The following is a 26,095-nucleotide window of genomic DNA, read 5'->3' as shown; positions in this document are numbered from 1 at the left end:
CAGGTGGGTCTGTTTCGTGGAAGGGGGCACCTGACATGCTCTCAAAGCATGTCAAGGCTGGTGTTGCCCTACTACTGGTTAGGATCCAGAGGCCTGCGCTACACACTTTTAGGCGTATAACCCCGGGTTGTCGGCTGGGTAAGCGATGTCTGACAGCATGGGTCGATTTCCCATGATCGTGTCTAGTTCCCATGAGGTGGGCGGTGAACTCGCAGTACGGTGGGGGACCAACAACAGGATGGGAAACCAACCAACAGCATGGGAAACCGACACCGGTGATGGGAACCAATAACGCAGAATTGCAGAACACCGGCGCTGCGGGAGTTCCTTTCCAATCAGGATGGGGGGGCCGCAGCGCCGGTGTTCTTTTATTGTGACCAAGGTACTACTCGGTGGGGGACTACCGGTCCTCTAGAGCCTGGTAGAGAGTGTCCGGGGAGTCCAGGACCTTGCCGGGATTGAAGTTCTCTCCAGGGTCGGCAGTCGCAAAGAGTCCACGCATGAGAGAGACACCTGCGGGGGAGAGGTCTTGTTCCATCCAGGGGCTGTGTTCTGCACCCACCCCGTGATGATGGGACAGCGTTCCTCCGGAATCTACAAAGGCTTGCTGGATGCGGGTTTTCACCAGGGCATATTCGTAATCCACGTTGTCGGAGAACTCGAAAGCGAAGGTGAAATACAGGCACGCACCTGAGTGGTAGGAGTGGGACATGTGACTCATGATCCACCCGGTTTTGCCGAGCTCATCAAAAGCCGATTGGGCTGCCTGGTAGACGTTCTTGTGCACCGTGGTGAGCTGTGACCAAGGAGCTGCGGTCTCGGAGACGTCACCAATCACGCCCTGCTCCAGAAGGAAGTCCCGCAGGTAGGGGGTGTCAAACTTCTTCTGGTCATACAGGGCACCGGGACCGGAACCCAGGATGAGCGCACCCTGTTCTTTGGCGATCCCCGCAACAATCTTCTTCTTGCGCGTCACATCCTCCGGGGTGCCTTCATAACAAACATAGGCAATGCACATGGCTTGGGTGTCCCAGCCGCGTTTACGCATGACCGCCCACAGCGCCTCTTGGCCTTTGGCGGACAGGGTCTTTTTCAGAGAAGTGGGAGCCTTCTGGGTGGCAAGGGAAAACTCAGTTTCACGAGCATCTGAAATGCGGGCAAAAGTGGTGTGCACTTCTGCTTCGTGAATCTTTCGCATTGCGGTGAGGCCCTGCTGCCACGTGGGGAACATGTACGCAATGACTTCACGTGCTTGTGCCTCCCGATGGACCTGAACCCAAAGTTCCGTGATGATGCCCAATCGCCCTTCCGAGCCAATGAACATCTCCCGGAGGGACGGGCCGGTGGACGTGGACGGGAGCGGGCGTAACTTGACCACACCGTCGGGCCGGACCACGTTCATTCCGCGGATGATCTCCGCAATGTCTCCGTACTTGTCGGACTGCATACCGGAAGAACGTGTGGCTGCCCAGCCACCCAGAGTTGAGTGGTTGAAGGAGTCTGGGAAGTGGCCCAGGGTCCAGCCGCGGGCATTGAGTTGTTCTTCCATGTCCGGCCCCAGAACGCCGGCTTGAATTCGTGCCAGACCGGAGGTCTCATCAATCTCCAAGACCTTGTTGAGGCGACCAAGATCCACAGAAACCACTGTGCGTTGCTCGTCAGGGCGTGGCTGCAGACTGCGCGAAATACTGGAACCGCCACCAAAGGGAATGAGAACCAGGTCATGCTCAACGGCGGCTTTCACCAGTGCGTGCACTTCATCCTCAGTGCCCGGGTACACCACAACATCAGGAATACGATCAAACCGGTTTTGTAGGGTCTTGAGGATGTCTGTCACGGCCTTGCCGGCCCAGTGCACCACGCGGGTGTGGTCATCGGTCACGGCGTGATCCGCACCAACAACGCTGCCCAAGGTGTCCAGTGTTTCCTGGGAAACTTGGGCCTGCGGAACTTCTGCGGTGGCAAAGTCCACCGTGTCCCGTTGCCGTGGACGCAGATCAATCCCAATAGCACGTTTGACCAGGGGAGCAAAAGCAGGCTTGTTCTCCCAGGTGAAGAAAACGTTTTCTTCGCCCCAGCCCCACCATTTCTGATGCTTGACGTTTGGCACTGTTTACCTCATTTCCGTGCGGTTTCAGTCTTTGACTGTACGCGCCGCAATGCACGCTCGCGGAACCCACGGACACGGGTTGCCTGACGCCGTTGTGCGGCGGTCTAGTTCACTGGTCGATCAGTGGGCGGTATTCGCGGTACAGCGAACGAACGGTCGCTTGGATTCGTTCGTTGAAGGCAACTGTGGATTCGTTCTCCCGAACGTAGAGCGGTTCACCCAGGGCGACCACCACCGGCGGGCGCCCCCGGCGTGGCCACGAGGTGTCACGAGGCATGGCCTCGTGCGCACCGATCAGAGCCACGGGGAGAACAGGAACCTTGATGGAGGAGGCCAGGGCAGCAGCACCCACCTTGAACTGGCGCATACGGCCGTCCTTGGACCGCGTACCCTCCGGGAACACCAAGACGGGGATGCCCGCATTCAGCAGCTTGCGGGACAGACCACGATTCTCACCGGCGCCTTTACGATCAATGGGGAAGGCGTTGAACACCAGCTGTGTGAAGAGCTTTTTGTACCACGTGGTGAAGAAGTAGTCGGCGGCAACCCCGGTTGCCACGTTTTGACGCAGGTTCACGGGCAGGGAACTCATGATCAGCGGGGCGTCCAGGTGGCTAGAGTGGTTGGCCACCACAACACAGGCCCCGGAGAGAACCTCCGCGCCGGGTTTGCGCTCCACCCGGCGGCGAATGGTCCGATCCACCAAACCGTTGAAGAAGATTTTGCGCGCAATGGCCCGCATACGACGACGCCCGGGGTCCGTGAAGTGCTCCAGGCCAATTTGCGCAGATTCGGCCGGCGGTGCCACCGGGGTGGGGCCGTGGTCTTCCGGCGGAGCGCCGTGGGCATCAATGCTCTCCAGCACTGGTGGCGTTTCGGGTGCTTCCGATGGCTCCCACGGCCGCCACTGCGTGATGATCTTCAAGCGGTCAGTGGGTGGATTCTTCTGCTTTTCCCGGTCCTCGGCGGAAGTGTCCTGCTCCTGGGGGGAGGCAGGAGTAGGTGCGGTGTCGGCGGGAGTGTCCAGGGCGTCGTCGTTGCCGGGGTTGTTCTGCTCAGCCATGATTCATGCCTTCTTTTCCCGTGCTCGGGCACCGTTGAGGATCCCGGAGGCGGTGTGAATGATGGAGCGTGGGGCCACTTTCACCAGGCCGGTGAGCACCTTGTAGCGCAGTGTGGGGATTGAGATGACCTTGCCACGAATCATGTCCCGGAGGGCTTCTTCCACCAGCTTGTCAGCACGTAGCCACAACCAGTTGGGGATGGAGGAACCGCTGATGCCGGCCCGTGAGTGGAACTCGGTGCGGACCCAGCCGGGCAGCAATGCCGTGACACGAACACCCGTTCCTTTGAGTTCGACCGCCAAAGATTCGGTGAACGTGGTGGTCCAGGCCTTGATGGCTGAATACGGGCCCATGCTCACCGTGCCGGCTACGGAGGACACGTTCAGAATCCAGCCTTCGCCGCGAGCGGTCATGGCGCGGGCTGCCGCGGAGGAAAGCACCAGAACGGCACGGCACATGACGTCCAGCCCGGCATCTTGCAGGGTGTGGTCAGTTCCAGAGATGGAACCTTTGACGGAGAAACCGGCGTTGTTGATCAGTATCTCTACGGGGTGCTCTTGGCTTTCCAGGCGCTCGGCCACGCGTGTGACTTGGCTGCGATCAGCAAGATCAGCCACCAGAGTTTCAACCTCCACGCCGTAGCGGGAGGTCAGTTGGTTGGCGAACTGTTCCAAGCGGGCGTCATCACGCGCCACCAGAATCAGGTTCAACCCACGGCTGGCCAGAGCAGTGGCAAAAGCAGCCCCGATGCCGGAGGTGCCTCCCGTGATCAATGCGGTGAACATAGGGCCCACGGTACACTACGGGGGGCGTAGCGTAAGGCTTGGGATCAAGGCTTGTGTGCCAAGACCCGCAGGGATGACTGGCATGATGGTCAAGCGTCATGCCTGGCACCACCCCGCAAAACCGCCTGACCGAGGCACTAGGAGAACCGTTGTCTGAGAACACCACCAAGCGCGTCCTGCTCACGGGAGCCACCGGATTCCTGGGGCAGGCCGTGATGGAACGTTTGCTGTCCTCCGAGGACAACATTCACATCACCGCGGTGATCCGCCCCAAGGGTGAGATCTCCGCGCAAACCCGCTTGGAGCAGCTGTTCCGCAAGCCGGTGTTCAAGCCCTGGCGGGAGCGCGTTGGCGATGATGAAGCCAAACGTATTTTCCAAGAGCGCACTGACGTTTTGGAAGGCGACCTGGCTGCGTTGCAGGGGATTGAGCAACCTTTTGACGTGGTGGTGCATTCGGCCTCCACAGTCTCCTTTGACCCGCCCATTGACGAGGCATTCTCCACCAATGTGGGCGGTGCCCTGAGCCTGTATGAGGCACTGGTGGCTTCCGGGCAGGATCCGCATGTGATTCATGTGTCCACCTGTTACGTGGGCGGCATTGCCAAGGGGCTGCGGCCGGAGGCTGCCATTGATCACAGCGTGGATTGGCGGCGCGAGTACGACTACGCACTGGCCGCACGCGAGGAAGCTGAATTGGCTTCCCGGACGCCTGAGCAACTGCATTCATTCATTGATTCCGCCACCAAGTCCACCGGCAAACGCGGACCCAAGTCCGTGGCACAGTCCGCGGAAGCCTCCCGGACCGGGTGGATCACCCAGCGCCTGGTGGATCTGGGGCGAACCCGAGCGCAGTCCCTGGGTTGGACCGATATTTACACCTTCACCAAAGCCATGGGTGAGCGGGTTGCGGAGGATCTGTGGGGCGGTGCCGGCCACCGCCTGTCCGTGGTACGCCCGGCCATCATTGAATCGGCACTGCGCCACCCGCAGCCGGGGTGGATCGACGGGTATAAGGTGGCCGATCCGCTCATCATGGCGTATGCCAAGGGCGCGCTGCCGGAGTTCCCGGGTCTACCGGACTCTGTGCTGGATGTGATCCCCGTGGACTTTGTGGTCAATGCGATCACAGCACTGGTGGTGCAGGGTCACCGCGGTGAGGCTCACGGAAACCGTGAGCAGGCCGGTTATTACCAAATCTGTTCCGGTGCCTCCAACCCGCTTCCCTTCCACGAAATGTATGGCTCAGTGCGGGAGTACTTCCTGCAAAACCCGGTGGAAGGCCCGGACGGGAAGCCAGTGGTGGTGCCGGAGTGGAAGTTCCCGGCCAACAACGCCGTCGTAAGGTCCCTGGCGGGTAAAGAAAAGCTGGCGGAATGGGGTGGGCGCATCAATGCCCTGCTGCCCTCCACCAAGCGCACCTTGGAGTGGACCAATTCTCTGCACAAGATGCAGACCGGGTTGGGTTCCTTGCGCACCTACGTGGACCTTTATCAGAACTACACCCGCACGGAAATGGTTTTTGATGACACCAATACCCGTGCGCTGAACGACTCCCTGCCGGATGACACTCCGGAGGATCGTCGCTTTGATCCCCGGGACATTGACTGGAAGACCTACTGGCAGGACATTCACCTGCCCGCGCTCACGGAAATGACCCGCGCCTATTCACGGGCCTCCTCGGCCAGAGCCCGACGCGCGCAGCGGCCCCGCAAGGAACTGAAGCCCGGTACGGACGTGCTGGCGATCTTTGACCTGGAAGGTACCGTGCTGGATTCCACCGTGGTGGGGCAGTACTTTGCCGTGCAGCGCCGGGTGCTACCGGCAGCCAAGCGTCCGGCCGATCTGTTGGATGCCATCCGTACCACCCCCACCTACCTGAAGGCCGAACGGCGTGACCGGGGTGAGTTCGTTCGCTCTTTCATGCGCCGCTATGACGGGCTGGAAGCAGCCAAAATCCGCGCGGCCGTGGACGGCAAGCTGGGCGAGGACATGCTCAAAGGGCTCAAACCCGGTGCCCTGGCCCGCATTGAAGAGCACCGTGCCGCTGGCCACCGCACCGTTCTGGTGACCGGTTCGCTGGACCTGTTGGTCTCCCCGGTGGCTGAACTTTTTGATGAAGTGATCGCCGGTTCCATGGTGGAGCGCGACGGCGTGCTGACCGGTTATCTTTCCACCCCGCCGCTGGTGGACGAGGCGCGCGCCCAATGGTTGAAGAAGTACGCCGAAGACAACGGCTATGACCTCACCCGTGCTTTTGGATATGGCGACTCCGTAGCGGATTCCTCCTGGTTGGGGTTGGTGGGCCACCCATACGCCGTCAACCCGGACATTCCGCTCTACCGGCTGGCCAAGCGCAGCCATTGGCCCATCGAGGACTGGAAGAAGCACTGAGCACATGCCCGGTTCTGCCCGCTCTCTCAAGCGCATCTGCGTGGATGTGCGGGTGAACCATGGCTGAGGGGGCTTCTGCGCCAGATCCTCGAACCGTCACCACAGACCGCAAGATCACGGCTGCGGTGCTGGGAATCCTGACGCGGGAAGGCCCGGGAAGACTCTCGATCGAAGCGGTGGCTGCCGAATCCGGCGTGGCCAAGACATCCATCTACCGGCGCTACGCCAACTCGGAAGCCATGGTGGATGATGTGTTGGCGCGTGCTCAGAAGAACCTGGCCCCCAAACCTCTGGATTTGGACCGGGAGAACTGGACGCAGGACGACTGGACCCGGGCGCTGGACACCGCCCTGCGCGTTCTGATTCAAGACCTGGGCACCGGCATTGCGGTGACTTTGTTGACCGAACCCACCTCTGAAACCTCCCACATCCTGCGCAGGCACCTGGTTCGCCCCCGCATGGAGCAATTGTTGGATCTGCTCAATCTGCAGATCGCGGCGGGGAAGATGGATGCGGACGTGGACTTGGGCGTCGTCGTCGATTCTTTGCTGGGCTCCGCCTACGCACAGGTGGCCAGGGAAGGCCACCTGCCGGAAGACTGGGCGCAGCGCATGCGTGACACGCTGATGCGTTCGGTGGGCTGACCGGGGTGCTGCCTGCGGACGGCGCGATTCAGGCATCTCGGCTGGTGAGGTGACCGACTGCGGCGCAGACGGCCACGATGCTCCCGGCCACCACCAGGCCAGCGCCCAAACCCAACCACAGAAGCAGTCCGGCGCCCGTGGCCGCCCCCGTGAGCATGAGCACGACGGCGGCGATCCGGCGGGGATTGCCCCGCCCGGAACCGCCGGCTAGGCGTGAGTCCGCGGCCAAACCTGTGATGGTGGAGGTGATGACCACCGTGGTGATGTCCTTGACTCCGATGGTGCGTGCCGCGGCGGCTTGCGCCCCCATGACCAAACCCAATACACCCGTGATGGCCTGTAAATATGCGCTGTGCGGGTTTTGCCACAGCAACAAGCTCATCCCCAAACCGAGCGTGATCAGTCCCACCAGGCTCAGGACCACCGTGGTGCGTGTGCCCCACCCTTTGGGTACACGTCGCAGTACCCGACCCGTGGCGGTTGCCCCGGTCAGAAACCCAGCCAGGGCCAGGAGCGGCCCCAACACGGGTAGCCCCTCGGCGCCCATCAGGCCCATGCCGAGGATCACCACGTTGCCGGTCATGTTGGCCGTGAAGACGCGGTCCAGCCCCAGGTAACCCAGGGCATCAATGATGCCCGTGGAGAAGGTCAGGCACAGCACAAGCAGGAGATGCCGTTGTGCGGATACCGCAACGGCGGGGTGGGTAGATGGGGTTTGGAATGATCGGCTGGTTGGGTCCACGAGTGGGTACTTTACGCAACCACGTTGTGCCACTGGCTCAGGTGAAAGCGTTGGCTGGTGCCCCGGGAACTGCAGGCTTCAGGGGAGTGACCCGTGATGCCTGTGGCCAACCTTCAACCTCAGAGCATCATCTGCTCATCCGGACGCACGCGTAGCTGTGACTCCACGTAGTCCTCAACAGCCTGTTCCGTGGGAATGTCCTGCTCCAGGCGCTCGGAGAGGAACCAGCGGTGCTCCAGAACCTCGTGGACAATTTCCGCGGGCTCCCGTTTGGCCCGCAGATCCGCGGGCACGGCGGTCATGATCTTGGCGTAGACCTCCTGCATCCACAATGCACCCGTGAGGTCATCAGGCAGGCCCGGGTAGAGGGCTCGGCCGAACTGGTGAATGTCCGTGAGGATTCGTCTGGCCTGGTTCTCTCGGGCATTGAGCCCCGTGATGTTGTGCAGCTGACGGCTGTGATGACCCGGTTCAACCACACGAGGGATCAGCTGGATGTAGCCGTCGTCGTCGGTGTCCAGGGAGGCTTCTTCCACGTCAAAGCCCAGTTCATTGAGGCGTTCGATCCGCGCGGCAACGCGCCACTTTTGTTCGTGCGGGAACCGCTCAACCCCGGTGAGCTCAGCCCACAGTTTTTCGTATGTCTCCACAATGCGTTCGGAGGTGGCGAACGGGTCCACGGGTACGGGGTCCAAGGAGACGATCTGCGGCAACGCAGTGGTCACGGCGGCCGGTTCGTAATGAGCGCGCTCGCCCGTGGTCATGGACGGATCCAGGGGAGGACCGTCATGGGAATCGTCATCAAAACCTGCCAGCAGATCCATCAACTCACCCGCCACGTTGGTCCGTGCAAGCTCCAGATCGTAGCTGCGCTGCCCCTTGGTCAGCTGAGGGTGGATCTCCCCGGTCTCGGCATCCACCAGGCAAGCGGCAAACCGCCCGGCATCGCGGAGGAACAGGGTGTTGGACAGGGAAACATCTCCCCAGTAGAACCCGGCCAGGTGCAGCTGGACCAGAAGCAGAGCCAGGGCATCCACCAGCTTGTCCGCAATATGTGCATCCGGGTGCTCGGAGAACAACACACGGTAGGGCAATGAAAAATTGAGGTGTTCGGTCAGCAGCACTGCGGGGAGATCTTCACCGTCACGGCTGTGCCGGTCCGTGACCACAGCCACCGGCACCACGCAAGGCGTGCCGAGTTGCCGCAGCCGCCGCAAGAGTTCGTACTCGCGGGCTGCATTGCGTGCCGTGGTCTCCTTGGCTGCGAGCACACGGTCACCCACCTGCGCAAAGCGTACCACGTGCCTGGAGATGCCACGCGGATAGGCCACCAAGACGTCCTCGGGCCACTGTGCCAGCGGGGTGGACCAGGGAAGGTCCAACAGTTCCGGTTGCGGAAATCCAGTCTGGATTTTGACCCTGCGGGCGGATGGTTTGAGATAACGACCCGGGGGAGGGCCGCTCATGGTGGTGTCCCGGGGGAGTTCAGCCTGCGCCTGGGCGGCGGAAGTGGTGGCCGGAGACGCCTGGCCTGCGGCAGCAGAGCTGTCCCAGGGAGCTTGCGGGGAAGGATCCGGTGAGGAACTTTGCATAATCAAAGAGCCTACACGTGTCAATCCATGCGCCCAGGGTGTATCGGACCAGGAGCAAAGACCGTCAGTATACGAATTATTTGGACTTTCCCGCGGCGCGCCCGGTTTGATGAGGTGGGTCACAATTACCTCCCGGTAGTGTGAATCGACTTACAGAGACAAGGTGACGCCTTCGGGCGTTCCAGCGCCTGTGGCTCGACGACGGTTGGCGTCCCCCAACCCGGAGAGTGCCCCACCAGATTCACATCACGTCCACACCGAGGTTGCCGCAGCGACGACTCGACGAACACCACCCTCCACACCAGTACAAGACTTCAACCGCCGTCGGCTTCTGGCTGGGGTGCGGGACTTGGGATGGCCGCCGTGCTCAGTGCATGTGGTACGGCAGGTGGCAACGTTCTGCCGGTTGGCCCGGGAAGCCTGCGCATTCAAGCTGGCGATGACGAGATCCCCGGTTTGCAGAAAATTGCGGATCGCTTCACCGAAGCCACAGGGGTGAGCGTTGAATTCATCCAGCGAGAGATCAATGCTCAGTCTCTTTCCGACTTCATTGCCCAGGCCCCCATGGGCCAGGCACCGGACATTCTGATCTCCCCGCACGACAATTTGGGGCAGCTGGCTGCCAACGGCGTGATCGCCTCCGTGGAGATGGGGGACCGTGGAGAAGAGTTCACGGACAACGCGTTGACCGCAGTGACCTACGACGGCATCAGCTACGGCGTCCCATATGCCGTGGAGTGCGTGGCAATGGTGCGCAATGACGATCTCACCCGGGAGGAGCCTGCGACTTTCGACGAGCTCCGAGAGGTAGGGCACGGGCTCATGGATCAGGACGGCTTGCGGTACCCGTTCACCATCTCCCAGTCACCCACCAACGGCGATCCCTATCACCTTTACGCTCTGCAAACCTCCTTTGGCGCTGAGGTCTTTGCGCGCGATCAGGACGGTGAGTACCTGCCCGAGCTCACCATGGGTGGTCCCGAAGGTCTGGAGTTCGCTGATTACCTGGCTGAACTCGGCGAAACTGGGGATTTGCGAACCTCAATGACCCCGGACATCGCCAAGGAAGCTTTCCTCAACGGGGACTCGGCTTTCCACCTGTGCGGCCCGTGGGACCTGGTGGACTTGGAGGCCGCGGGTATGAACTGCACGGTCCTTCCCGTGCCCCCAGCTGGTACGCAACAGGCGCGCCCGTTCGCAGGCGTACAGGCATTCTTCGTCAACGCCAACGGTCGAAACCCGGTGGCAGCTCAGGACTTTGTCACCAACTGGATCACCCAACCTGAATCGCAACTGGACCTCTACGAATCAACGGGCCGCCCACCGGCGTCGTCGTCAGCGGTGGATCAGATGCAGGACGATCCGTGGCGAGCAAAGTACGCAGAGATTGCAGAAACAGCCCTGCCCATGCCCGCCATCCCCGCCATGGGAGCTGTGTGGAGTTTCTGGGGCACAGCCGAAAACGCCATTGTTGACGGCCGCGGAGATCCTCAACAGTTGTGGGAAAACATGATCGTGAACATCGAGGGGCAGATCTGATGGCATCCTCCACTCGCCATTCCTCCACCACACCGCATCCTGGACAGGGGGCGCAGACCATGCCGTGGGCTTCGCCCGATGAAAACCCCGAGCCCAAACGTGCGCACTCCCGGGGATTTGGGGCAGGGTTCCTGATCAAGCTGGTCCTGATGGGGCTCATCAACGCCTTTGGCATCTACGGCGTGGTAGCTGCTTTTGGAGTGAGCAGCTGGGCCATCGCGGTGTTCTTGATTCTTGCCCTGGTTGCTGCCAACCTCATCTACTTTGTACCGGGCCGCAAGATTTTGCCCGCCAAATACTTGTTCCCGGGGTTGATCTTCCTCCTGGTCTTCCAGGTGTTCGTGATCCTCTACACGGGATATACGGCTTTCACCAATTACGGGGACGGTCACAACGCCAGCAAAGACACGGCGATTGCGCAGCTGGAGCGCACCCACGAACAGCGGGTGGAGGGTTCACCGCAATACCCCGTGACGGTTTTGACCAGTGACGACGACGGCGAACTGGCACTTGCCACCGTGCAGGACGGCCAAGTTCTGGTGGGGTCTGAGGACCAACCCCTGGCCCCAGCCCAAGGGGCGGAAGTGTCGGACGGGTCCGTGACTGCCGTGGACGGGTACGAGGTCCTGGATTATTCGGGTCGGGTCAACGCCGCAGAACAACTCAATGAACTGCGCGTTCCGGTCTCCGAGGACTCCTCCGACGGCGCCTTGCGGACCGCGGACGGGTCCACCGCGTTTGCTTACACACCCACGCTGACCTATGACGCGGCGCAAGACGCCATGATTGGTGCGGACGGCACGGTCTGGGTGGATCAGGGCGAGGGAGCGTTTGTCTCCCCGGACGGCCAGGAACTGCGTCCGGGCTGGCAGGTTTTTGTTGGGTTCGACAACTTTGCGGCAGTCTTTGACCCTGATGTGATCGGTGGTCCGTTCCTGTCCGTGACGCTGTGGACCTTCGCCTTTGCGATCCTTTCCGTAGCTTCCACGTTCTTCCTGGGCCTACTGTTGGCGATCCTGCTCAATGACAAAAATCTGAAGGGCCGGAACATCTACCGGGCCGTGATCTTCATGCCCTACGCCTTCCCGGTGTTTCTTTCCGCTCTGATCTGGGCGGGGTTGCTGAACACGGACTACGGCTGGATCAACCAGGTGTTACTCGGTGGCACCGGTGTGCCGTGGCTGGAAGATCCTTGGTTGGCGCGTCTGTCCGTACTGCTGGTCAACCTGTGGCTGGGCTTCCCGTACATGTTTTTGATCAGCACCGGTGCGCTCCAATCCATCCCGGAGGAGCTTTACGAATCGGCAGCAATGGACGGCGCCGGACCGGTACGCAGGTTCCGCTCCATCACCTTGCCCATGCTGATGGTGGCTGTGGGGCCATTGCTGATTGCCTCCTTTGCCATGAATTTCAACAACTTCAATGTGATCTACCTGGTCACACAGGGCGGGCCGCAGGATCTTGACTCCACCACAGGAGTGGGCGCCACGGACATCCTGATCTCGTTCGTCTACAAGATCGCCTTCTCCGGGGGAACCAACGACTACGGCTTGGCTGCCGCACTGTCCATTCTGATCTTTGTGATGGTGGCCGTGGTTTCCTTGCTGACCTTCCGCCGTTCAAAGGCCATTGAGGAGATCAACTGATGTCCAGCTCCAGCACTCAGCCAACCGCCGGTCTCAACACCACCGGTGGTTCCCAGAAACAGACCGCTCATTCGTCTGAGGCGGGCCGGCCGGCCCGGAAGCGCAGATCCAAGGTGGGGCGTTCAAACGCCTGGTGGAGGCACTTGGTGGCTGTGATCATGTGCGTGTTCGCGCTGTTCCCACTGATTTATGCGGTGTCCTCATCCCTGTCAGAGGCAGGGTCCCTGATGGGCTCCAACCAGTTGTTCGCCACGGTCACCGGCGCTCACTACCAGCAGTTGTTCACCGATCCGCAGACCCCATTTCCCCGGTGGTTCGTGAATTCTCTGGTGATTGCCACTGCCACTGCGGTGGGCACCACGCTCATGGGTGCGGCTGCGGCCTATGCGTTTTCCCGTTTCCGATTCGCCTCACGTCGCAAGGGCTTGATGTCCTTGCTGGTGATTCAGATGTTCCCGCAGCTGTTGGCTTTTGTGGCCATCTTCTTGCTGCTCTTTGCCATTTCCGGTGTTTACCCCTTCCTGGGGCTGAACTCCCGGATGGGGTTGATTGCCGTCTACCTGGGTGGGGCCTTGGGAGCGAACACTTTTCTGATGTAAGGCTTCTTCAACACCATCCCCAAAGACATTGATGAAGCTGCCACCATTGATGGTGCCTCTCACGCACAGATCTACTGGACTCTGATCTTGCCCCTGGTACGCCCCATCCTGGTGGTTGTGGGCATGTTGTCCTTCATCATGGCCTTCTCCGACTTCCTGCTGGCCCAGATCGTGTTGCAGGATCCGGCACAGTACACGCTGGCCGTGGGACTCTACGAATTCGTGTCCGTGCAGTTCGGGGAGAACTGGGGCGTGTTCAGCGCTGGCGCAGTGATCGGCGCGCTACCTGTTGTGCTGCTGTTCCTCTTCCTGCAGCGTTACATTGTGGCTGGTCTGACTGGAGGTGCGGTCAAGGGGTGAGGTGCCTGCGGCGCAGGGCAGTCAACTGCGCCAGCACCTCTCCCATGGCTTCCGGGTCTGTCACGCGAAACGGAGCCACAGTGTCTTTGGGGCCCACCTTGATGCCCAGATCCTCCGGGCGCAAAGCAGCCAGACCGTATTCGTCCGTGACATCGTCCCCGGCAAAAATGGTCACATCCGGGGAGACGGCGTGAATCAAGGCAGTCACGGCCTCTCCTTTGTCTGAGGTCAGAACCGAGCACTCCATGACCATTTCTCCGGGTGTGATGCTCAGACCCTCCAACGCGGAGAACTCCGCATTCATGGTGGCCAGGGCGGTGTCCGAATCCGCCAGATTCTCCATGGTGCGGGTGTGGAAAGCCACCCCACCGGGCTTGTATTCAGCGGTGGCTCCCGGGTATTTCGCCACCAACTGCCGGGTGGCTGCCACGGCCTGATCCAAAACACTGCGTTGTTCGGGGCTCAGCTCAATCCCCGAGCTTGCCGCCTCCGGGCCCAGGACACTGAGGTCGTACTCACCACCGTGGGAGCCAGAGAGCAGCATTCGGCGGTGCGGATCAACCACTTCGTGGAGGAAATCCATGGTCCGCCCGGAGATCACGGCCACCCAGGTGCTGTCCATGGTTGCCAGCTCGGCCAGAGCGGCCTCCGCAGAATCCACCGCCCGGGAGGCGGAAATGTCTTCCGTGAACGGAGCCAAGGTGCCGTCAAAATCCAAAGCCACCAACAGACGTTGGGCATCAGCAGCCCGCTGTAGCTCCACACCGAAGGCGGCCTCGAACTGGGGATCTGACGGGGACAATGTGGACTGAGGTTCTGACATCACTTCTCCATCTCGGACTCTGGGGCGGCTGACTGGGAATCGCCACTGCGAATACCGGCCAGATCGTGCAGAAACTTGTCCTGCCAGTGATTGACATCGTGACCAAGAACTTGACGCCGCATGGCACGCATTCGACGTTTGGCCTGATCTGCGGGGAGATTCTTGGCCATCAGGATCAACTCTTTGAGCTCATCAATGTCATGCGGGTTGACCAAAATCGCCTGTTTGAGCTGTTCGGCCGCGCCGGTGAACTCGGAGAGCACCAGGGCGCCGGAGCCATCTGACTTGGCTGCCACATACTCCTTGGCCACCAGGTTCATCCCATCACGCAAGGAGGTCACCAGCATGACATCCGTGGCCAAATACAGAGCCACCATCTCCGAAAACGGGTAGCCGTGGTGCAGGTAGCGGATGGCGGTGTGCTCCATGGTGTCGTACTGACCGTTGAGCCGCCCAACCATGCCCTCCACCTGCTCACGGAGCACTTTGTAGGACTCAACGCGCTCGCGGGAGGGGGAGGCAACCTGAATCAGCACGTCTTCGCCAACGGTCAGCTCCCCGTCATGCAGCAACTCCCCGTAGGCCTTGATGCGGTGCCGGATGCCCTTGGTGTAGTCCAGCCGGTCCACGCCCAGGAACACCGTGGTGGGATCGCCAAGCTCCCGGCGGATTTCCTTGGCCCGCGCTTGGGTCTCCGGTTTGGCAGCCATGTCCTGGATGGCCTGCACATCAATGGAGATGGGGTAGGCGGCAACCTTGAGGTTCCAGTGGTCGTCGTCGTGCGCCTCCGAATTTTCCGGGCTGGGGGCCTGCTGAACGACGGCGTCCGGGCCCGTGAACGCTGTGGAGGTGACCTCCGGGCCAATGCGAGCCTGTCCGTGCTTGAACGTGATGCCCATGTAGCGCTTGACGCACCGCATGAAGTTCTGGGCGTCGCCCGGCCGCTGGAAGCCGATCAAATCCGCCCCCGTGAGCCCTTCCAGCACCGAGCGGCGCCACGGCAACTGGGCAAAGATTTCCAGTGGCGGGAACGGGATGTGGTCAAAGAAACCAATGGTCAGATCAGGTCGCAGCTGGCGCAGCATCCTGGGCACCAACTGCAACTGGTAGTCCTGCACCCACACCGTGGCCTGCGGCCCGGCCGTTGCAGCGGTGGCCTCCGCAAAGCGACGATTGACCTCCTTGTAGGAGTTCCACCAGGTGCGGTGGAACTCCGGGGGTGCAATCACATCGTGATAGAGCGGCCACAGGGTGGCATTGGAGAACCCTTCATAGAACTGCTCCACCTCCCGTGCGGAGAGGTCCACGGGGACCAGGTGGAAGACATCGTGATCAAACGGCTCCAAAGACTCGTCAGCGCCACCTGACCAGCCCACCCAGGCGCCGTCGTTGTTGGCCATCACGGGAGCCAAGGCTGACACCAAGCCGCCTGGGGAGCGGCGCCAAGTGGAGGTGCCATCCTCTTCCGTCACACGATCCACCGGAAGCCGATTGGAGACCACCACAAAGTCGTACAGGTCTCCGGGGTCATCGTCTTGGCGGGATGTGGGGCACATGGCAGACTCCTCCAAACGACTGTGGGGTTGTTCACTGATCAGTCTACTGGGCGTGAGTTTTTGGCCCCGGTCTGCGGGCAACTCGGGAATGTGAGTGGCGATCCGGGCCCTTGTGGGGGTGTTCACCCTCTTCCTGGGTAACGGCTGTATAACGAACACAGTTATTCTTGCTAGCGAAACACACGGCTCTGGTGCCCAACTGTGCTTTGGCGCGTGCGCTGTCCCTACAGCGCGCGCCTGTACCCGGAACCAGGCCCCAGAACAGCAGAAGAGGATGTATGGCAGCCAAGACCAACCAAGAGGACTTCCGCGCCCAGGCGCGCCAGATCGCAGACAAGCACGCCAAGTCGGACGCCCGTCAGCGCAAGCTGCTGATCGGCGGTATTGGTGTGCTGGTGGTTGCCATCCTGGTGATCATCGGGCTGGTGATTTGGCAAATCCGTTCACAGCAGGTGGCCGACTCCGGGCCCGTGCCACCATCGTCCAATCAGTACGGCGGAATTGTGCTGACTGCCGATGGCGTGGAGCAGGACACTTCTGATGTTTCAGAGGTCAACGTCAACGATGTGCCGGCGCCCCCGGAAACCGCCCCGGAGGAGCCAACCGCAGAAGGCATTGTTGACCCCGGAACTGCCGCTGAATCCGGTGATCCCGTGCAGATTGTGATCTGGCAGGACTTTGACTGCGTCCACTGCGCCGAGTTGGAGAAGACCTACGGCGATGACATTGAGCAGCTGGTGGAAAACGGCGATGCCACGGTGGAATACCGCACCGTGAACTTCCTGGACAACGCCACCTACTACTCTTCCCGGGCTGCCAACGCCTACTACGCCGTGGCGCAGCAGGTGGGAACCGCAGATGCCTTGGAGTTCCAGAAGGAGATGTTCACCCACCAGGGCACCGGTGGAATCAGCGACCAGGAAATCATTGACATTGCCTCCAACCACGGTGCTGACATCAGTGATGCTGTCAACGACGGCGAATGGCGCACCATGGTCAACTACACCACTGCCGTGGCGCAGAGCAACGGTGTGGCTGGTACCCCCACGGTGATCATTGACGGCAACGTGTGGGATCAGAGCCAAGGCATCAAGGAGACCGTGGAGGCAGCCAAGGGCTGATTCACTCCCCACTGGATCGTCGAGATCCCCCAAATGCAGCCAGCCCCCACGCTATAACGTGGGGGCTGGCTGTGTGATGGGAAGTGGGCGGCGCCAAGGGAGTCCCACCAGCCGGATGGAGGGCTGAAACGCCGGATGTGAACCCTGGGCCGGCAGCCGCTACTATGGGCAGGTTCCAAAAAATGGAACACGCCTCCTTAGCTCAGTTGGTAGAGCAGCTGCCTTGTAAACAGCAGGTCATCGGTTCGATTCCGGTAGGGGGCTCTTTTGTGCCCGCCGGTGTCAGAGCCGAGCGATGCGCTTCGGCCTCAGTGGTTCACTCAAGGTTGTGTGGCGTTCAGCCTGGGGTGGCGATGTGTTGCTTGATGAGAGCGGACATACGGATTCGATCGACTGCTGGCGGCATCTCAATCTCAGGATGACGCTTGATGATCCTGTCCGCCAGGGGTCGAAGGATTCGAGCGGCATCCATGCGACGCCCCATGAGTTGAGGCGCATCGAGCTTCCACGACACTTCACCATGTTCTTGGCGGATCTCGAACAAAGAGTAAAGATCGGCAAGGTCTTTGGATGCTCGCCGCTGGTGCCAAGCGTGGGCTTTCAGAACGACTGCAGCCTCAAGGCTCGGTATGCGGATTTTGTAGTGAATCACCACGGTGGTGCTGATTTCAGCAGTCACGTCTACCAACAGCCCCGGATTATTCAGAGCAAAATCTAGTTCGGGCAGGGTATCAACCTGCCCGACTCCTTCTACCGTTTGGGTCCGCAGGCCGGGTTTTGGGCCGGTGCGAGACAGTAGGAGGTTGACTTCCAAGGTCTGACCGTCGGCGGTCTTCTTGGTGAAGGCATTGGAGCGTACTTTCATGAAACCGTGGCCCATCAGGTCTTGGGCTACCGGTGCAATGACGACGACCTGTTCTACTGCGGCGTCTGCATCCAAAGTAGAGCGAACCACGGCCCGGGAGGATGGATAGATCCCCAGCAGGAGCCGAACCATGTGGCCGCCGATGAGCCGATAGTTTGTGCTGTCACCCATGGCTTTTGCTACGGCTTGTTGGGCTTGGTAACCCAGTGCATCAGCGTTACTGGTAGCCACCAGATGCAGTTTGGCGATGTCATTCATCGCGGTGACTCAACAGGAGACGGGCAATTTGATCTGCGGCCTCTTGGCTGTCTGGGTCTGTTCCGTTGCGCGTATCCCAGTAGATCAGTGCGGGGTCTGCCAAGGAAAGCGATTCGGCACCTGAATCATTCATCAACGCAGCCAGTTTCCACACCGTGGGATCCATTGGAGTGCAGGTCACCAGCGTGGCTTGGTCAACTGGTGCGGGTACAAATCCGTCCTCGGAAAGGCCCACCGGCGAATGGGTGTAGACGATGCTGTGCGTGGGTGTTTTCCAGGGAGCCAAGTGGTCAGCTGCCATGTCGCCGCTGAGAAGTGCGTTGTCACCGAGCAGCTGTGCCAGCTCAAGGGCTTTGGAAGCTTGCTCCCGCGGCGTCTCAACGCTGTACCAGCCGAACGGTTGTCCTCCCGGCCCAGGGTAGACAGACACCCAGTGGGCCAGAAGCGCGGACTTGTCAGCGGCAACAAGCCCCTGAGCGGTCTGCTCAACCAGTGGGCCCAAAGAGCGGGCCGAGTTTGATACAGACTGCTGCGAGGTGCCTAGAACCGCGGCAATGTAATGGTGCCGAGTGGGCTGGGTGGCGAGGAGCAAATACCGCATGACTCCCCACTTGATCCATGCGGGACGATGCTTCCTGGTGGGGGCCGGCGTATCCGATGCGCCGGCTGGTTGGTAGGAATGCCCGCCGATGATTAGCTGCAGAGGATTCGACGTCAGGATGTTGATCCGGCCATGTTCCGCCTGGGTCCTGACGCCATCGGTGGCTGTGGCTCCGATGTACAGGGGGTGAGAGAACCCTTGTGAAGCACGTAGAGAATGCGCGTTCAGACGCTGGACGGCGGGCATTGGCGTGACTTGATGCCAGTGGTTGTCGGAGGTTTTGAGCAGCCACGTCGACTTGCTGTGGCCCTCAGTAATCTCGATGTGAAGTTCGCGCAGCAAGGTCACCACATCTAGCTCTGAACTCCGATCAACAAGCATGTTCCCATCATAAGGGTTTCTACTTGTTGGACAGAAAGATGTTCAGGTGATATAGGACTCACTCCTCAGTGATGACCACTTCTGCGGCGTCACGACGACCGAAGGCCCACAGCAGCAGCTCGGAGGGGTTGCCCCGAATCAGCTGAACGCGCTTGGACTTGCCCTTGCCTGCACTGATGGAGCCATACCCGGAGGCCACCAGCAGGATGGAATCCTGTTCATTGCGCAGCAGTGGTTTTGCCATCAGCTGCAGGGAGCCCCAAAGATCCTTCTCCTCATCGTGCAGCAACTGGCGGCGGTGCCAGGTGTCCTGAGCACGGCGAACGTCCTCATGGTGCACAAAGAACTCAGCGGTGTTGATCCGCTTGTCCACGGGGCCAATGCGGGCGGGGGAGAACAGTGCGGGCTTCTCCACCTTGGCCACCAGCTCATTCCAGGGCAGCTCATAGAGCGCATTGTCCTCAGCCTCCGCCCGTTTGCCGAGCACCGGGAGTTTGGGGACAAACTTTCCCACCAAGATGTCCGGACGCGAATCACGCTCCACCAGGTGTACCGCAAGATCGCGGGTGTTCCAGCCTTCACAGTGCGTGGGGGCGTCAGGTCCTACGCGGCGCAGCAGGGCTGCCAGATGGCGGCGTTCGACGACGGCGAAGTTGGTCACGGTGACTCCTCTGCCCCAACGGGCTGGTGGGTGTCGCTGATGCCTGTGTGGTGCATCAGTATGTCCCTTCCACGGTAGCGCGAGCGTCACCGGTAGGGAACTTACGGTTTCCAGCAAGCCTCCTGGTACTTGCCCATCACATGGCGGACATCAGACCGTCCCCTGCTTGAACTGGCTGCGGTAGAGCTCCCAGTACGCCCCGCGGGCTTCAAGCAGCGCCTCATGCGAGCCCTGCTCCACAATCCGCCCCTGTTCCATCACCAGGATGGTGTCTGCATCTCGGATGGTGGAGAGCCGGTGGGCAATCACAAAGGAGGTGCGCCCCTCACGCAAGGCAGCCATGGCCTTCTGCACAGCCACCTCGGTTCGGGTGTCCACAGATGACGTTGCTTCATCCAGAATCAGCAGGGCGGGCGCTGCCAAGAACGCACGGGCAATGGTGATCAGCTGGCGCTCGCCGGCGGAGACGTTGCCGCCGTCGTCTTCGATCACGGTGTCATAGCCATCTGGCAAGGAGCGGACAAACCGGTCCACGGAGGTGGCCACGGCGGCTGCCTCCACTTCCTGATCGGTGGCATCCAGACGGCCGTAGCGGATGTTCTCCCGGATGGTGCCCTCAAACAGCCAGGCATCTTGGAGCACCATCCCCACGCGGGTACGGAGCTGGGCACGAGTCATGTGAGTGATGTCTGTGCCATCCAGGGTGATCCGACCGGAAGTGAGTTCGTAGAACCGCATGACCAGATTGACCAGAGTGGTTTTACCCGCACCGGTGGGGCCCACAATGGCTACGGTGTGGCCAGGGCGGGCTTCAAAGGACAGGTTTTGGATGAGGGGCTCATCCGGGGCGTAGGAGAAGCTGACGTCCTCGAACTGAACACGTCCCTCCGTGCGTTGCGGCAAGGTGGCAGCGGCAGGGTCAGGTTCTTGCTCCTCAGCATCCAACAGTTCAAACACACGTTCCGCGCTGGCCACGCCCGATTGCAACTGGGTGGCCATGCCTGCCACCTGGGACAGAGGTTGCGTGAACTCCCGGGAGTACTGGATGAACGCAGTGGCTTCGCCCAAAGTCATCTGCCCGGACACCACGCGCAGACCACCCACCACGGCAATGCCCACGTAGGACAACCAGCTGATGAACTGCATGATCGGCATGATGGTGCCGGACACGAACTGGGCCTTGAACGTGGCGTCGTACAGCTCGGCATTTCGCTCATCAAACTGGTCTGCCATGGCCGATTGCCGCCCAAAGACCGTGACCAGGCGATGACCGGAGAAGTCTTCCTCAATCTGCCCGTTCAGTGCGCCGGTGGCCGCCCACTGCCGCCCAAAGTGTTTCTGAGCGCGGGAGCCCACCACCCCGGCGGCCAGCGCCGACAGGGGCAGGGCCACCAGAGCCACCAGAGCCAACTGCCAGGACAGAATGAACATCATGATCACAATGCCCACCACTCGCATGGTGGATTCCAGCAGCGTGGAAAAGGTTTGCTGCAGCGTGGTCTGAACATTGTCGACGTCGTTGGTCACCCGGGACATCACCTCACCGCGGCGCCTGGTGTCAAAATAGCTCAGCGGCAACCGGTGCAGTTTGTCCTCCACCCGGCTACGCAGGTCCCGGATGATGACCACGGAAATCTTGTTCAGCAGATAGCCCTGGGCCCACTGCAGCACCGAGGAACCGGCGTACATGGCCAGCACCAGCAGGATGATCATGCCCAACGTCTGGAAGTCGATTCCCGCGCCGGGCACCAAATCCATGGTGCTGAACACATCAGCCAGGGAATCATCACCGTCGGCCCGGAGGTTGCTGACCACCTGCTCCTGGGTGGTGTCCGCTGGGAGGTCCCGCTGGAGAACCCCGGCAAAAACGACGTCGGTGGCTCGCCCCAAATACTGCGGTGCCAGGACCGCCAGGATCACGGAGGCCGTGATGAAGGTGGTGACCAGGATCATGCCTACGCGGTGCCCGCCGAACAGGCCGGCCATGCGCCCCACCGTGGGCCAGAAGTGCTTGGCCTTCTTGCCGGGCGGTACGCCTTCGCCCAAAACTTCAAGATCGTCACTGGGCTCATCCACAGCTTGGTTGTCTTCCTGGGGAGGATTCTCTGGGTGACTCATGCTCAGGCCTCCTCCGGGGTGAGTTGGGATTCCACGATTTCGCGGTAGGTATGACTGCGTTCAAGGAGTTCTTGATGGGTGCCACGGTCCTGAATGCGTCCGTGTTCCGAGACCAAAATCTGGTCCGCATTGATCACCGTGGAAACGCGCTGCGCCACCACCAGCACGGTGCTGGACCGGGTCACCGGTTCAAGTGCTGCCCGCAACCGGGCATCCGTGCTGACATCCAATGCGGAAAAAGAGTCATCGAACAGGTAGATCACAGGCTGTGCCACCAGGGCGCGCGCAATGCACAGGCGTTGGCGTTGGCCACCGGACACGGAGGTACCGCCCTGGGAAATGTTGCTCTCCAGCCCGTCCGGCATCCGGCGAACAAAATCGGCGGCTTGGGCCACCTCCAGAGCCTCCCACAGCTGGTCGTCCGTGGCATCGGGGGAGCCGAAACGCAGGTTGGAGGCCACGGTCCCGGCGAACAGATAGGGCCTCTGAGGGACGGCGGCCACCCGGCTGACAATCTCGGAACGAGCCATCTGCGGCAGAGCAACACCGTCCAGAAGCACCTGGCCACCGGTGGGGTCCACCAGGCGGGGGATCAAGTTGAGCAGCGTGGACTTGCCGGAACCCGTGGAGCCGATGATCGCCGTCGTGGTACCGGGGGTGGCTGTGAAGCTCAGATTCTCCAGAACGGGCCGCTCAGCCCCCGGGTAGCAGAAGGTGACATTACGGAATTCGACCACACCGTCTGCGGAAGCCGGAGTTTGGGGTGTGGCGGGTTCGTGCAGGCTGGAGTGAGTGTCCAGCACGGCACCGATACGTTCCGCAGAGACCATGGCGCGCGGGGCCATCATCAGCATGAAAGTGCCCATCATGACCGCCATGAGAATCTGCAGCAGGTACTGGATGAACGCAGTCATCCCGCCCACCTCCAGCTGACCGGCGTCAATGCGCTGGGCACCGAACCAGACGACGGCGGCCGTGGCCACGTGCAGGATCATCATGATCAGCGGGAACATCAGCACGAACAGCTCGCCAATTCGCAGCGAAATGGTGGCCAAGGCGTTGTTGGTGGTGGCAAATCGTTGACGTTCGTAATCCTCGCGCACAAAGGCACGCACCACCCGCAGCCCCACCACTTGTTCACGCAGCACACCGTTGATGTCATCAATGCGGGACTGCATGGTGCGGAACATGGGCATGAGGCGCACCACCAGCACCCCGATCACCGCACCCAGCAGCGGCACGGAAACCCACACCAGCCAGGACAGCCCGGGGTCCTCCCGCACCGCCATGATGATTCCGCCCACGCTCATCAGGGGTGCCGCCACCATCAGGTTGAGCCCCATCAGCACCAGCATTTGGACCTGCTGGACATCGTTGGTGCCGCGGGTGATCAACGACGGCGCCCCGAACTTCTCCACCTCCATGTCCGAAAAACCGGCCACAGCACGCTGCACGGCACGGCGCAGATCACGCCCGGTACCCATTGCTGCCCTGGCTCCGCAGTACACGGCGGTGATGGCGGCAATGGCTTGCACCAGGGTCACGGCCAGCATGAGCAGACCGTTGTTGGCGATCACCTGGGTATTGCCCTGGGCAATACCTTGATCAATGATGCGGGCGTTGAGGGCGGGCAGCACCAAGATGGCCAAAGAGGTGATCAATTGCAGGAGCACCACTCCGATCACCCACGGCCAGTAGGGGCCGGTGTAGCGCCGGATCAAACGAATGAGCACAGAAACTCCGAAAAGTCGGGGCAACCCTGACCGTGAAGGGACTGGGTCGGACAGAAAAAGATGAACTGAGAATGTGGGCGCAACAGCCGGTACACGGAGGCATTGTGCGCGCTAGGTCTGTTGGCGAATGGGCCGTTGGTGGCAACGGCCGCTGGCAGCACTCTACCGCGCTGGACCTGGGCGGAGATTTCGGCTTCAGTTTTACCATTGGATCCGCCTGCGGAGCGCTGATGTCCCTTGACGGCCTGCACGGGGTGGAGAATACAGAGCATGCAAGAACGGGAACGAGGCTCAATGTTTGCCGAAGAGCGCCAGGCTGAGATCGCGCGGTTGGTGGGAACCACCCGCAGAGTCAGTGGCGCGGATCTGGCCAGACGGTTTGCCGTCACCATGGAAACCATCCGGCGCGACTTGGCGGCATTGGAATCTGCCGGTGTCCTACGGCGTGTGCACGGCGGTGCGGTGTCTGTGGACCGTACAGATTCCGTGGAGCAATCCTTGGACAGCCGCGAAACCCTCAAGACTCCAGCCAAGAGGCGGATTGCCGCCGCAGCTCTGGAACTTCTGGAGGCCACGGAGGCCACCAGCGTTGTCCTGGATGCCGGTTCCACGGTGGAGGCCGTGGCGGATGCTCTGGCAGCACGTCGCACTGGTTCCGCAGAAAATCCCCTGCTGGTGATGACACATGCACTGCACGTGGCCGGGCGTCTGGCGGATCAACCGGAAGTGTCCCTGGAACTGGTGGGTGGACGAGTCCGCACACTGACCTGGGCAGCCTCCGGGGTGTTCACTGCCGAGCAGTATGCCCGGTACCGGGCAGACGTGGCGTTCCTGGGGTGCAACGGGGTGGCGGCAGGATTCGGTTTCTCCACACCGGAGCTGCCGGAAGCTGCCGTGAAGACCGCCATTGTGAACTCCGCCCGCCAGGTGGTGGTGCTGTGCGATGCCGAAAAGCACGACCACGAAAACTTGGCCCGCTTTGCCACTTTTACCCAGGTGGACGTTTTGATCACCGATGCCGCACCGAAGGGTGCGTTGGCCCAAGCATTGGCGGATGGTGGTGTTCGGGTGATCGTTGCCTGACGGGCATGGTTGCTGGACTGACCCGTCTGGTTGCTGGACTGGCTCGCATGGTCACTGAACAGGCCGGGATGGTTGCGCCGCAGGGCAAGAATCACAGCGCATCTCAAGCCACAACCCGGGTGAGTTCAGAGTGAACCCGGTACGGTTACAGCTTGAGAATGCTGTCCTCCAACCAAGGTGAGATCTCCCATGCCACTGCCCAAGATCCCGCGCGCATCATCCAGGGGTGCCCACCTGTCCGGAGACACCGGCCGCCTGTCGGGAAACACTGGCCAGCGGTCCAGCGGGAACGCGGGTGCCACAGCCCGCGTGGTGGAAACCAGCCCTGCACAGTGGAGCGAGCGGCTGACCCAAAATCCGGACGGCGGCAATGTGTTTCAGGGCCCCGCCTTTGCGGAGCACAAGGGGGCATTCGGATGGAAGCCGCACTACGTCGTCGTTGACGTCCCGGGACAGGCCGAAGTGGCGGTCACCGTGCTGTCACGGTGGATCCCGGGCTTTGGTGCGGTCTGGTACGCGCCCAAGGGGCCGGGAACTGTGACTGCGGCCCACGCGGCGGAGGTGGTGCAAGCCTTGGGCGAGCTTGCCCGCAGCAACGGCGCCTTCCTGTTGAAGGTGGAGCCGGAGCTGCTGGACACCGTGGCCAACCGGACCACCCTGGCCCACGCCGGGCTGGAAGAAACGTGGAACGTGCAGCCCAACGGTTCCACGGTCATTCTGGACATCACCGATGACCTGGAAGAAATTGAAGCGGGATTCAGCCGCGGGACGCGCTACAACATCCGTAAGGCGCGCAAGGGCGGGGCTGTGGCCAAAGTGGTTCCCATGACGGATGAAAACTGTGACATCTTCCTGGACCTTTTTGCGGAAACTGCTCAGGGCCGTTTCAGCATGCGCAATCGGGATTACTACAAATCCATGTGGAAGCGCCATGAACAGGCCGGGCAGGGGTGTTTTGTGTTCGGCTACGTGCCGGACCCGGGGGCCGCAGACACCGGTGACGTGGACGGGCAGGAGGAGGCCGACGTCGCCCGCGCCATGAAAGTGGTCTGCTGCGACTTTGTCATGCTTTTGGGGCACAAGGGTTCCCGGAAGGACGCCGCCTCCCTACGCAAGCAACCCATCCGGGGTGTTCCTGCGTTGGCGGTGGTGGAGAGCATTCGCTGGCTCAAAGACCACGGGGCCACGGAATATGACCTGTGCGCCTCCCCGCCATCGGAGAAGATCAAGGACTCCGACCACGCGCTCTACGGTGTGGGGCAGTTCAAGACCGGGTTCAATGAACATGTCACCGATTTTGTGGGCTGCTGGGATCTGCCGCTGAACTCCGTCAAGTACAAGGCCTGGACAGCAGGCGGTGAGGGTGCACTGTTGCGGGTTCACCTCAAACGAACCGGTGAGAACTGGTATTGAGCGGCATG

19 protein-coding genes, 1 tRNA gene and 1 pseudogene are annotated in these 26,095 nt (G+C 61.2%); 9 read left to right on the top strand and 12 right to left on the bottom strand.

Features of this window, described 5'->3' with window-relative positions:
* Positions 1 to 400 precede the first annotated feature (400 nt).
* The 3 genes from Q4G32_RS12500 to Q4G32_RS12490 all read right to left on the bottom strand — a co-directional run bounded on the left by Q4G32_RS12500 (position 401) and on the right by Q4G32_RS12490 (position 3,959).
* Entirely contained in the window at positions 401 to 2,110 is a 1,710-nt protein-coding gene (locus Q4G32_RS12500; protein WP_303351842.1) for an FAD-binding oxidoreductase, read from the bottom strand.
* Positions 2,111 to 2,219: 109 nt separating this feature from the next.
* Positions 2,220 to 3,173, bottom strand: a complete 954-nt coding sequence (locus Q4G32_RS12495) for a lysophospholipid acyltransferase family protein (protein ID WP_303351840.1) — start codon at positions 3,171 to 3,173, stop codon at positions 2,220 to 2,222.
* Positions 3,174 to 3,176: 3 nt separating this feature from the next.
* A complete protein-coding gene (locus Q4G32_RS12490; RefSeq protein WP_303351838.1) occupies positions 3,177 to 3,959 on the bottom strand; it encodes an SDR family NAD(P)-dependent oxidoreductase in 783 nt (260 codons plus the stop codon).
* Between the two features lie 98 nt (positions 3,960 to 4,057).
* On the opposite strand from Q4G32_RS12490, the gene Q4G32_RS12485 reads away from it, so the two are divergent.
* Together Q4G32_RS12485 and Q4G32_RS12480 are read left to right on the top strand one after the other, a co-directional pair.
* Positions 4,058 to 6,352: an HAD-IB family phosphatase gene (locus Q4G32_RS12485; protein WP_441327510.1), complete on the top strand. Its 2,295-nt coding sequence runs from the start codon at positions 4,058 to 4,060 to the stop codon at positions 6,350 to 6,352.
* Between the two features lie 59 nt (positions 6,353 to 6,411).
* Positions 6,412 to 6,996 (top strand): TetR/AcrR family transcriptional regulator, encoded by a 585-nt coding sequence (locus Q4G32_RS12480; protein ID WP_303351835.1) that lies wholly within the window; start codon positions 6,412 to 6,414, stop codon positions 6,994 to 6,996.
* 28 nt (positions 6,997 to 7,024) lie between these two features.
* On the opposite strand, the gene Q4G32_RS12475 is transcribed toward Q4G32_RS12480, so the two are convergent.
* Entirely contained in the window at positions 7,025 to 7,738 is a 714-nt protein-coding gene (locus Q4G32_RS12475) for a YoaK family protein (RefSeq protein ID WP_303351834.1), read from the bottom strand.
* Positions 7,739 to 7,857: 119 nt separating this feature from the next.
* On the bottom strand, positions 7,858 to 9,204 hold the full coding sequence (locus tag Q4G32_RS12470) for a DUF4032 domain-containing protein (protein ID WP_303351849.1): 1,347 nt from the start codon (positions 9,202 to 9,204) through the stop codon (positions 7,858 to 7,860).
* Between the two features lie 480 nt (positions 9,205 to 9,684).
* On the opposite strand from Q4G32_RS12470, the gene Q4G32_RS12465 reads away from it, so the two are divergent.
* The 3 genes and pseudogenes from Q4G32_RS12465 to Q4G32_RS12455 all read left to right on the top strand — a co-directional run bounded on the left by Q4G32_RS12465 (position 9,685) and on the right by Q4G32_RS12455 (position 13,474).
* Positions 9,685 to 10,869 (top strand): sugar ABC transporter substrate-binding protein, encoded by a 1,185-nt coding sequence (locus Q4G32_RS12465; RefSeq protein WP_303351833.1) that lies wholly within the window; start codon positions 9,685 to 9,687, stop codon positions 10,867 to 10,869.
* 59 nt (positions 10,870 to 10,928) lie between these two features.
* Complete coding sequence (locus Q4G32_RS12460; protein ID WP_441327512.1) at positions 10,929 to 12,515, top strand: ABC transporter permease subunit; 1,587 nt, start codon at positions 10,929 to 10,931, stop codon at positions 12,513 to 12,515.
* A pseudogene (locus Q4G32_RS12455) lies at positions 12,515 to 13,474 on the top strand (sugar ABC transporter permease). Before Q4G32_RS12460 ends, Q4G32_RS12455 begins: the two are co-directional and overlap by 1 nt.
* Here the strand turns inward: Q4G32_RS12455 and otsB are convergent.
* The gene (otsB, locus tag Q4G32_RS12450) at positions 13,464 to 14,297 is read right to left on the bottom strand and encodes a trehalose-phosphatase (protein ID WP_303351831.1); all 834 of its coding nucleotides are present in this window, start codon (positions 14,295 to 14,297) and stop codon (positions 13,464 to 13,466) included. The pseudogene Q4G32_RS12455 and the gene otsB sit on opposite strands and share 11 nt — an antisense overlap.
* Complete coding sequence (locus Q4G32_RS12445; RefSeq protein WP_303351830.1) at positions 14,297 to 15,853, bottom strand: alpha,alpha-trehalose-phosphate synthase (UDP-forming); 1,557 nt, start codon at positions 15,851 to 15,853, stop codon at positions 14,297 to 14,299. The genes otsB and Q4G32_RS12445 overlap by 1 nt, the downstream gene beginning before the upstream one ends.
* A 278-nt stretch (positions 15,854 to 16,131) precedes the next feature.
* Between Q4G32_RS12445 and Q4G32_RS12440 the strand changes: the two genes are divergently transcribed.
* Both Q4G32_RS12440 and Q4G32_RS12435 read left to right on the top strand, forming a co-directional pair.
* Positions 16,132 to 16,974, top strand: a complete 843-nt coding sequence (locus Q4G32_RS12440; RefSeq protein ID WP_303351828.1) for a DsbA family protein — start codon at positions 16,132 to 16,134, stop codon at positions 16,972 to 16,974.
* Between the two features lie 191 nt (positions 16,975 to 17,165).
* Positions 17,166 to 17,238: transfer RNA gene (locus Q4G32_RS12435), tRNA-Thr, on the top strand.
* A 73-nt stretch (positions 17,239 to 17,311) separates the two neighbouring features.
* On the opposite strand, the gene Q4G32_RS12430 is transcribed toward Q4G32_RS12435, so the two are convergent.
* The 5 genes from Q4G32_RS12430 to Q4G32_RS12410 all read right to left on the bottom strand — a co-directional run bounded on the left by Q4G32_RS12430 (position 17,312) and on the right by Q4G32_RS12410 (position 23,591).
* On the bottom strand, positions 17,312 to 18,097 hold the full coding sequence (locus Q4G32_RS12430; protein WP_303351826.1) for a nucleotidyl transferase AbiEii/AbiGii toxin family protein: 786 nt from the start codon (positions 18,095 to 18,097) through the stop codon (positions 17,312 to 17,314).
* Positions 18,090 to 18,698, bottom strand: a complete 609-nt coding sequence (locus Q4G32_RS12425) for a hypothetical protein (RefSeq protein WP_303351825.1) — start codon at positions 18,696 to 18,698, stop codon at positions 18,090 to 18,092. Before Q4G32_RS12425 ends, Q4G32_RS12430 begins: the two co-directional genes overlap by 8 nt.
* A gap of 439 nt (positions 18,699 to 19,137) precedes the next feature.
* Positions 19,138 to 19,740 (bottom strand): TIGR03085 family metal-binding protein, encoded by a 603-nt coding sequence (locus tag Q4G32_RS12420; RefSeq protein ID WP_303351824.1) that lies wholly within the window; start codon positions 19,738 to 19,740, stop codon positions 19,138 to 19,140.
* Positions 19,741 to 19,890: 150 nt separating this feature from the next.
* Positions 19,891 to 21,858, bottom strand: coding sequence for an ABC transporter ATP-binding protein (locus Q4G32_RS12415; RefSeq protein ID WP_441327509.1), 1,968 nt, complete (start codon positions 21,856 to 21,858; stop codon positions 19,891 to 19,893).
* Between the two features lie 2 nt (positions 21,859 to 21,860).
* The gene (locus Q4G32_RS12410) at positions 21,861 to 23,591 is read right to left on the bottom strand and encodes an ABC transporter ATP-binding protein (RefSeq protein WP_303351823.1); all 1,731 of its coding nucleotides are present in this window, start codon (positions 23,589 to 23,591) and stop codon (positions 21,861 to 21,863) included.
* A gap of 294 nt (positions 23,592 to 23,885) precedes the next feature.
* Here Q4G32_RS12410 and Q4G32_RS12405 point away from each other — a divergent pair, with 294 nt between their 5' ends.
* Positions 23,886 to 24,674 carry a DeoR/GlpR family DNA-binding transcription regulator gene (locus Q4G32_RS12405; protein ID WP_303351845.1) on the top strand — a complete coding sequence of 263 codons (789 nt, stop codon included), beginning with the start codon at positions 23,886 to 23,888 and terminating at the stop codon, positions 24,672 to 24,674.
* Positions 24,675 to 24,863: 189 nt separating this feature from the next.
* Positions 24,864 to 26,087, top strand: coding sequence for a lipid II:glycine glycyltransferase FemX (locus Q4G32_RS12400; RefSeq protein ID WP_303351822.1), 1,224 nt, complete (start codon positions 24,864 to 24,866; stop codon positions 26,085 to 26,087).
* Positions 26,088 to 26,095 lie beyond the last annotated feature (8 nt).

Origin of the sequence: Kocuria sp. (assembly GCF_030538595.1) — a bacterium.
Taxonomy (GTDB): Bacteria; Actinomycetota; Actinomycetes; order Actinomycetales; family Micrococcaceae; genus Kocuria.
The sequence above is the reverse complement of the archived record's forward strand: the minus strand, read 5'-3'. Positions and strand labels throughout refer to the sequence as shown.

Bases quoted from the DNA above. Each gene is read 5' to 3' on its own strand.
- otsB (WP_303351831.1), bottom strand. From the start codon at position 14,297: ATGTCAGAACCTCAGTCCACATTGTCCCCGTCAGATCCCCAGTTCGAG.
- Q4G32_RS12445 (WP_303351830.1), bottom strand. From the start codon at position 15,853: ATGTGCCCCACATCCCGCCAAGACGATGACCCCGGAGACCTGTACGAC.
- Q4G32_RS12400 (WP_303351822.1), top strand. From the start codon at position 24,864: ATGCCACTGCCCAAGATCCCGCGCGCATCATCCAGGGGTGCCCACCTG.
- Q4G32_RS12480 (WP_303351835.1), top strand. From the start codon at position 6,412: ATGGCTGAGGGGGCTTCTGCGCCAGATCCTCGAACCGTCACCACAGAC.
- Q4G32_RS12495 (WP_303351840.1), bottom strand. From the start codon at position 3,173: ATGGCTGAGCAGAACAACCCCGGCAACGACGACGCCCTGGACACTCCC.
- Q4G32_RS12470 (WP_303351849.1), bottom strand. From the start codon at position 9,204: ATGAGCGGCCCTCCCCCGGGTCGTTATCTCAAACCATCCGCCCGCAGG.
- Q4G32_RS12460 (WP_441327512.1), top strand. From the start codon at position 10,929: ATGCCGTGGGCTTCGCCCGATGAAAACCCCGAGCCCAAACGTGCGCAC.
- Q4G32_RS12440 (WP_303351828.1), top strand. From the start codon at position 16,132: ATGGCAGCCAAGACCAACCAAGAGGACTTCCGCGCCCAGGCGCGCCAG.
- Q4G32_RS12425 (WP_303351825.1), bottom strand. From the start codon at position 18,698: ATGCGGTATTTGCTCCTCGCCACCCAGCCCACTCGGCACCATTACATT.
- Q4G32_RS12485 (WP_441327510.1), top strand. From the start codon at position 4,058: ATGCCTGGCACCACCCCGCAAAACCGCCTGACCGAGGCACTAGGAGAA.
- Q4G32_RS12415 (WP_441327509.1), bottom strand. From the start codon at position 21,858: ATGAGTCACCCAGAGAATCCTCCCCAGGAAGACAACCAAGCTGTGGAT.
- Q4G32_RS12430 (WP_303351826.1), bottom strand. From the start codon at position 18,097: ATGAATGACATCGCCAAACTGCATCTGGTGGCTACCAGTAACGCTGAT.
- Q4G32_RS12405 (WP_303351845.1), top strand. From the start codon at position 23,886: ATGTTTGCCGAAGAGCGCCAGGCTGAGATCGCGCGGTTGGTGGGAACC.
- Q4G32_RS12465 (WP_303351833.1), top strand. From the start codon at position 9,685: ATGGCCGCCGTGCTCAGTGCATGTGGTACGGCAGGTGGCAACGTTCTG.
- Q4G32_RS12490 (WP_303351838.1), bottom strand. From the start codon at position 3,959: ATGTTCACCGCATTGATCACGGGAGGCACCTCCGGCATCGGGGCTGCT.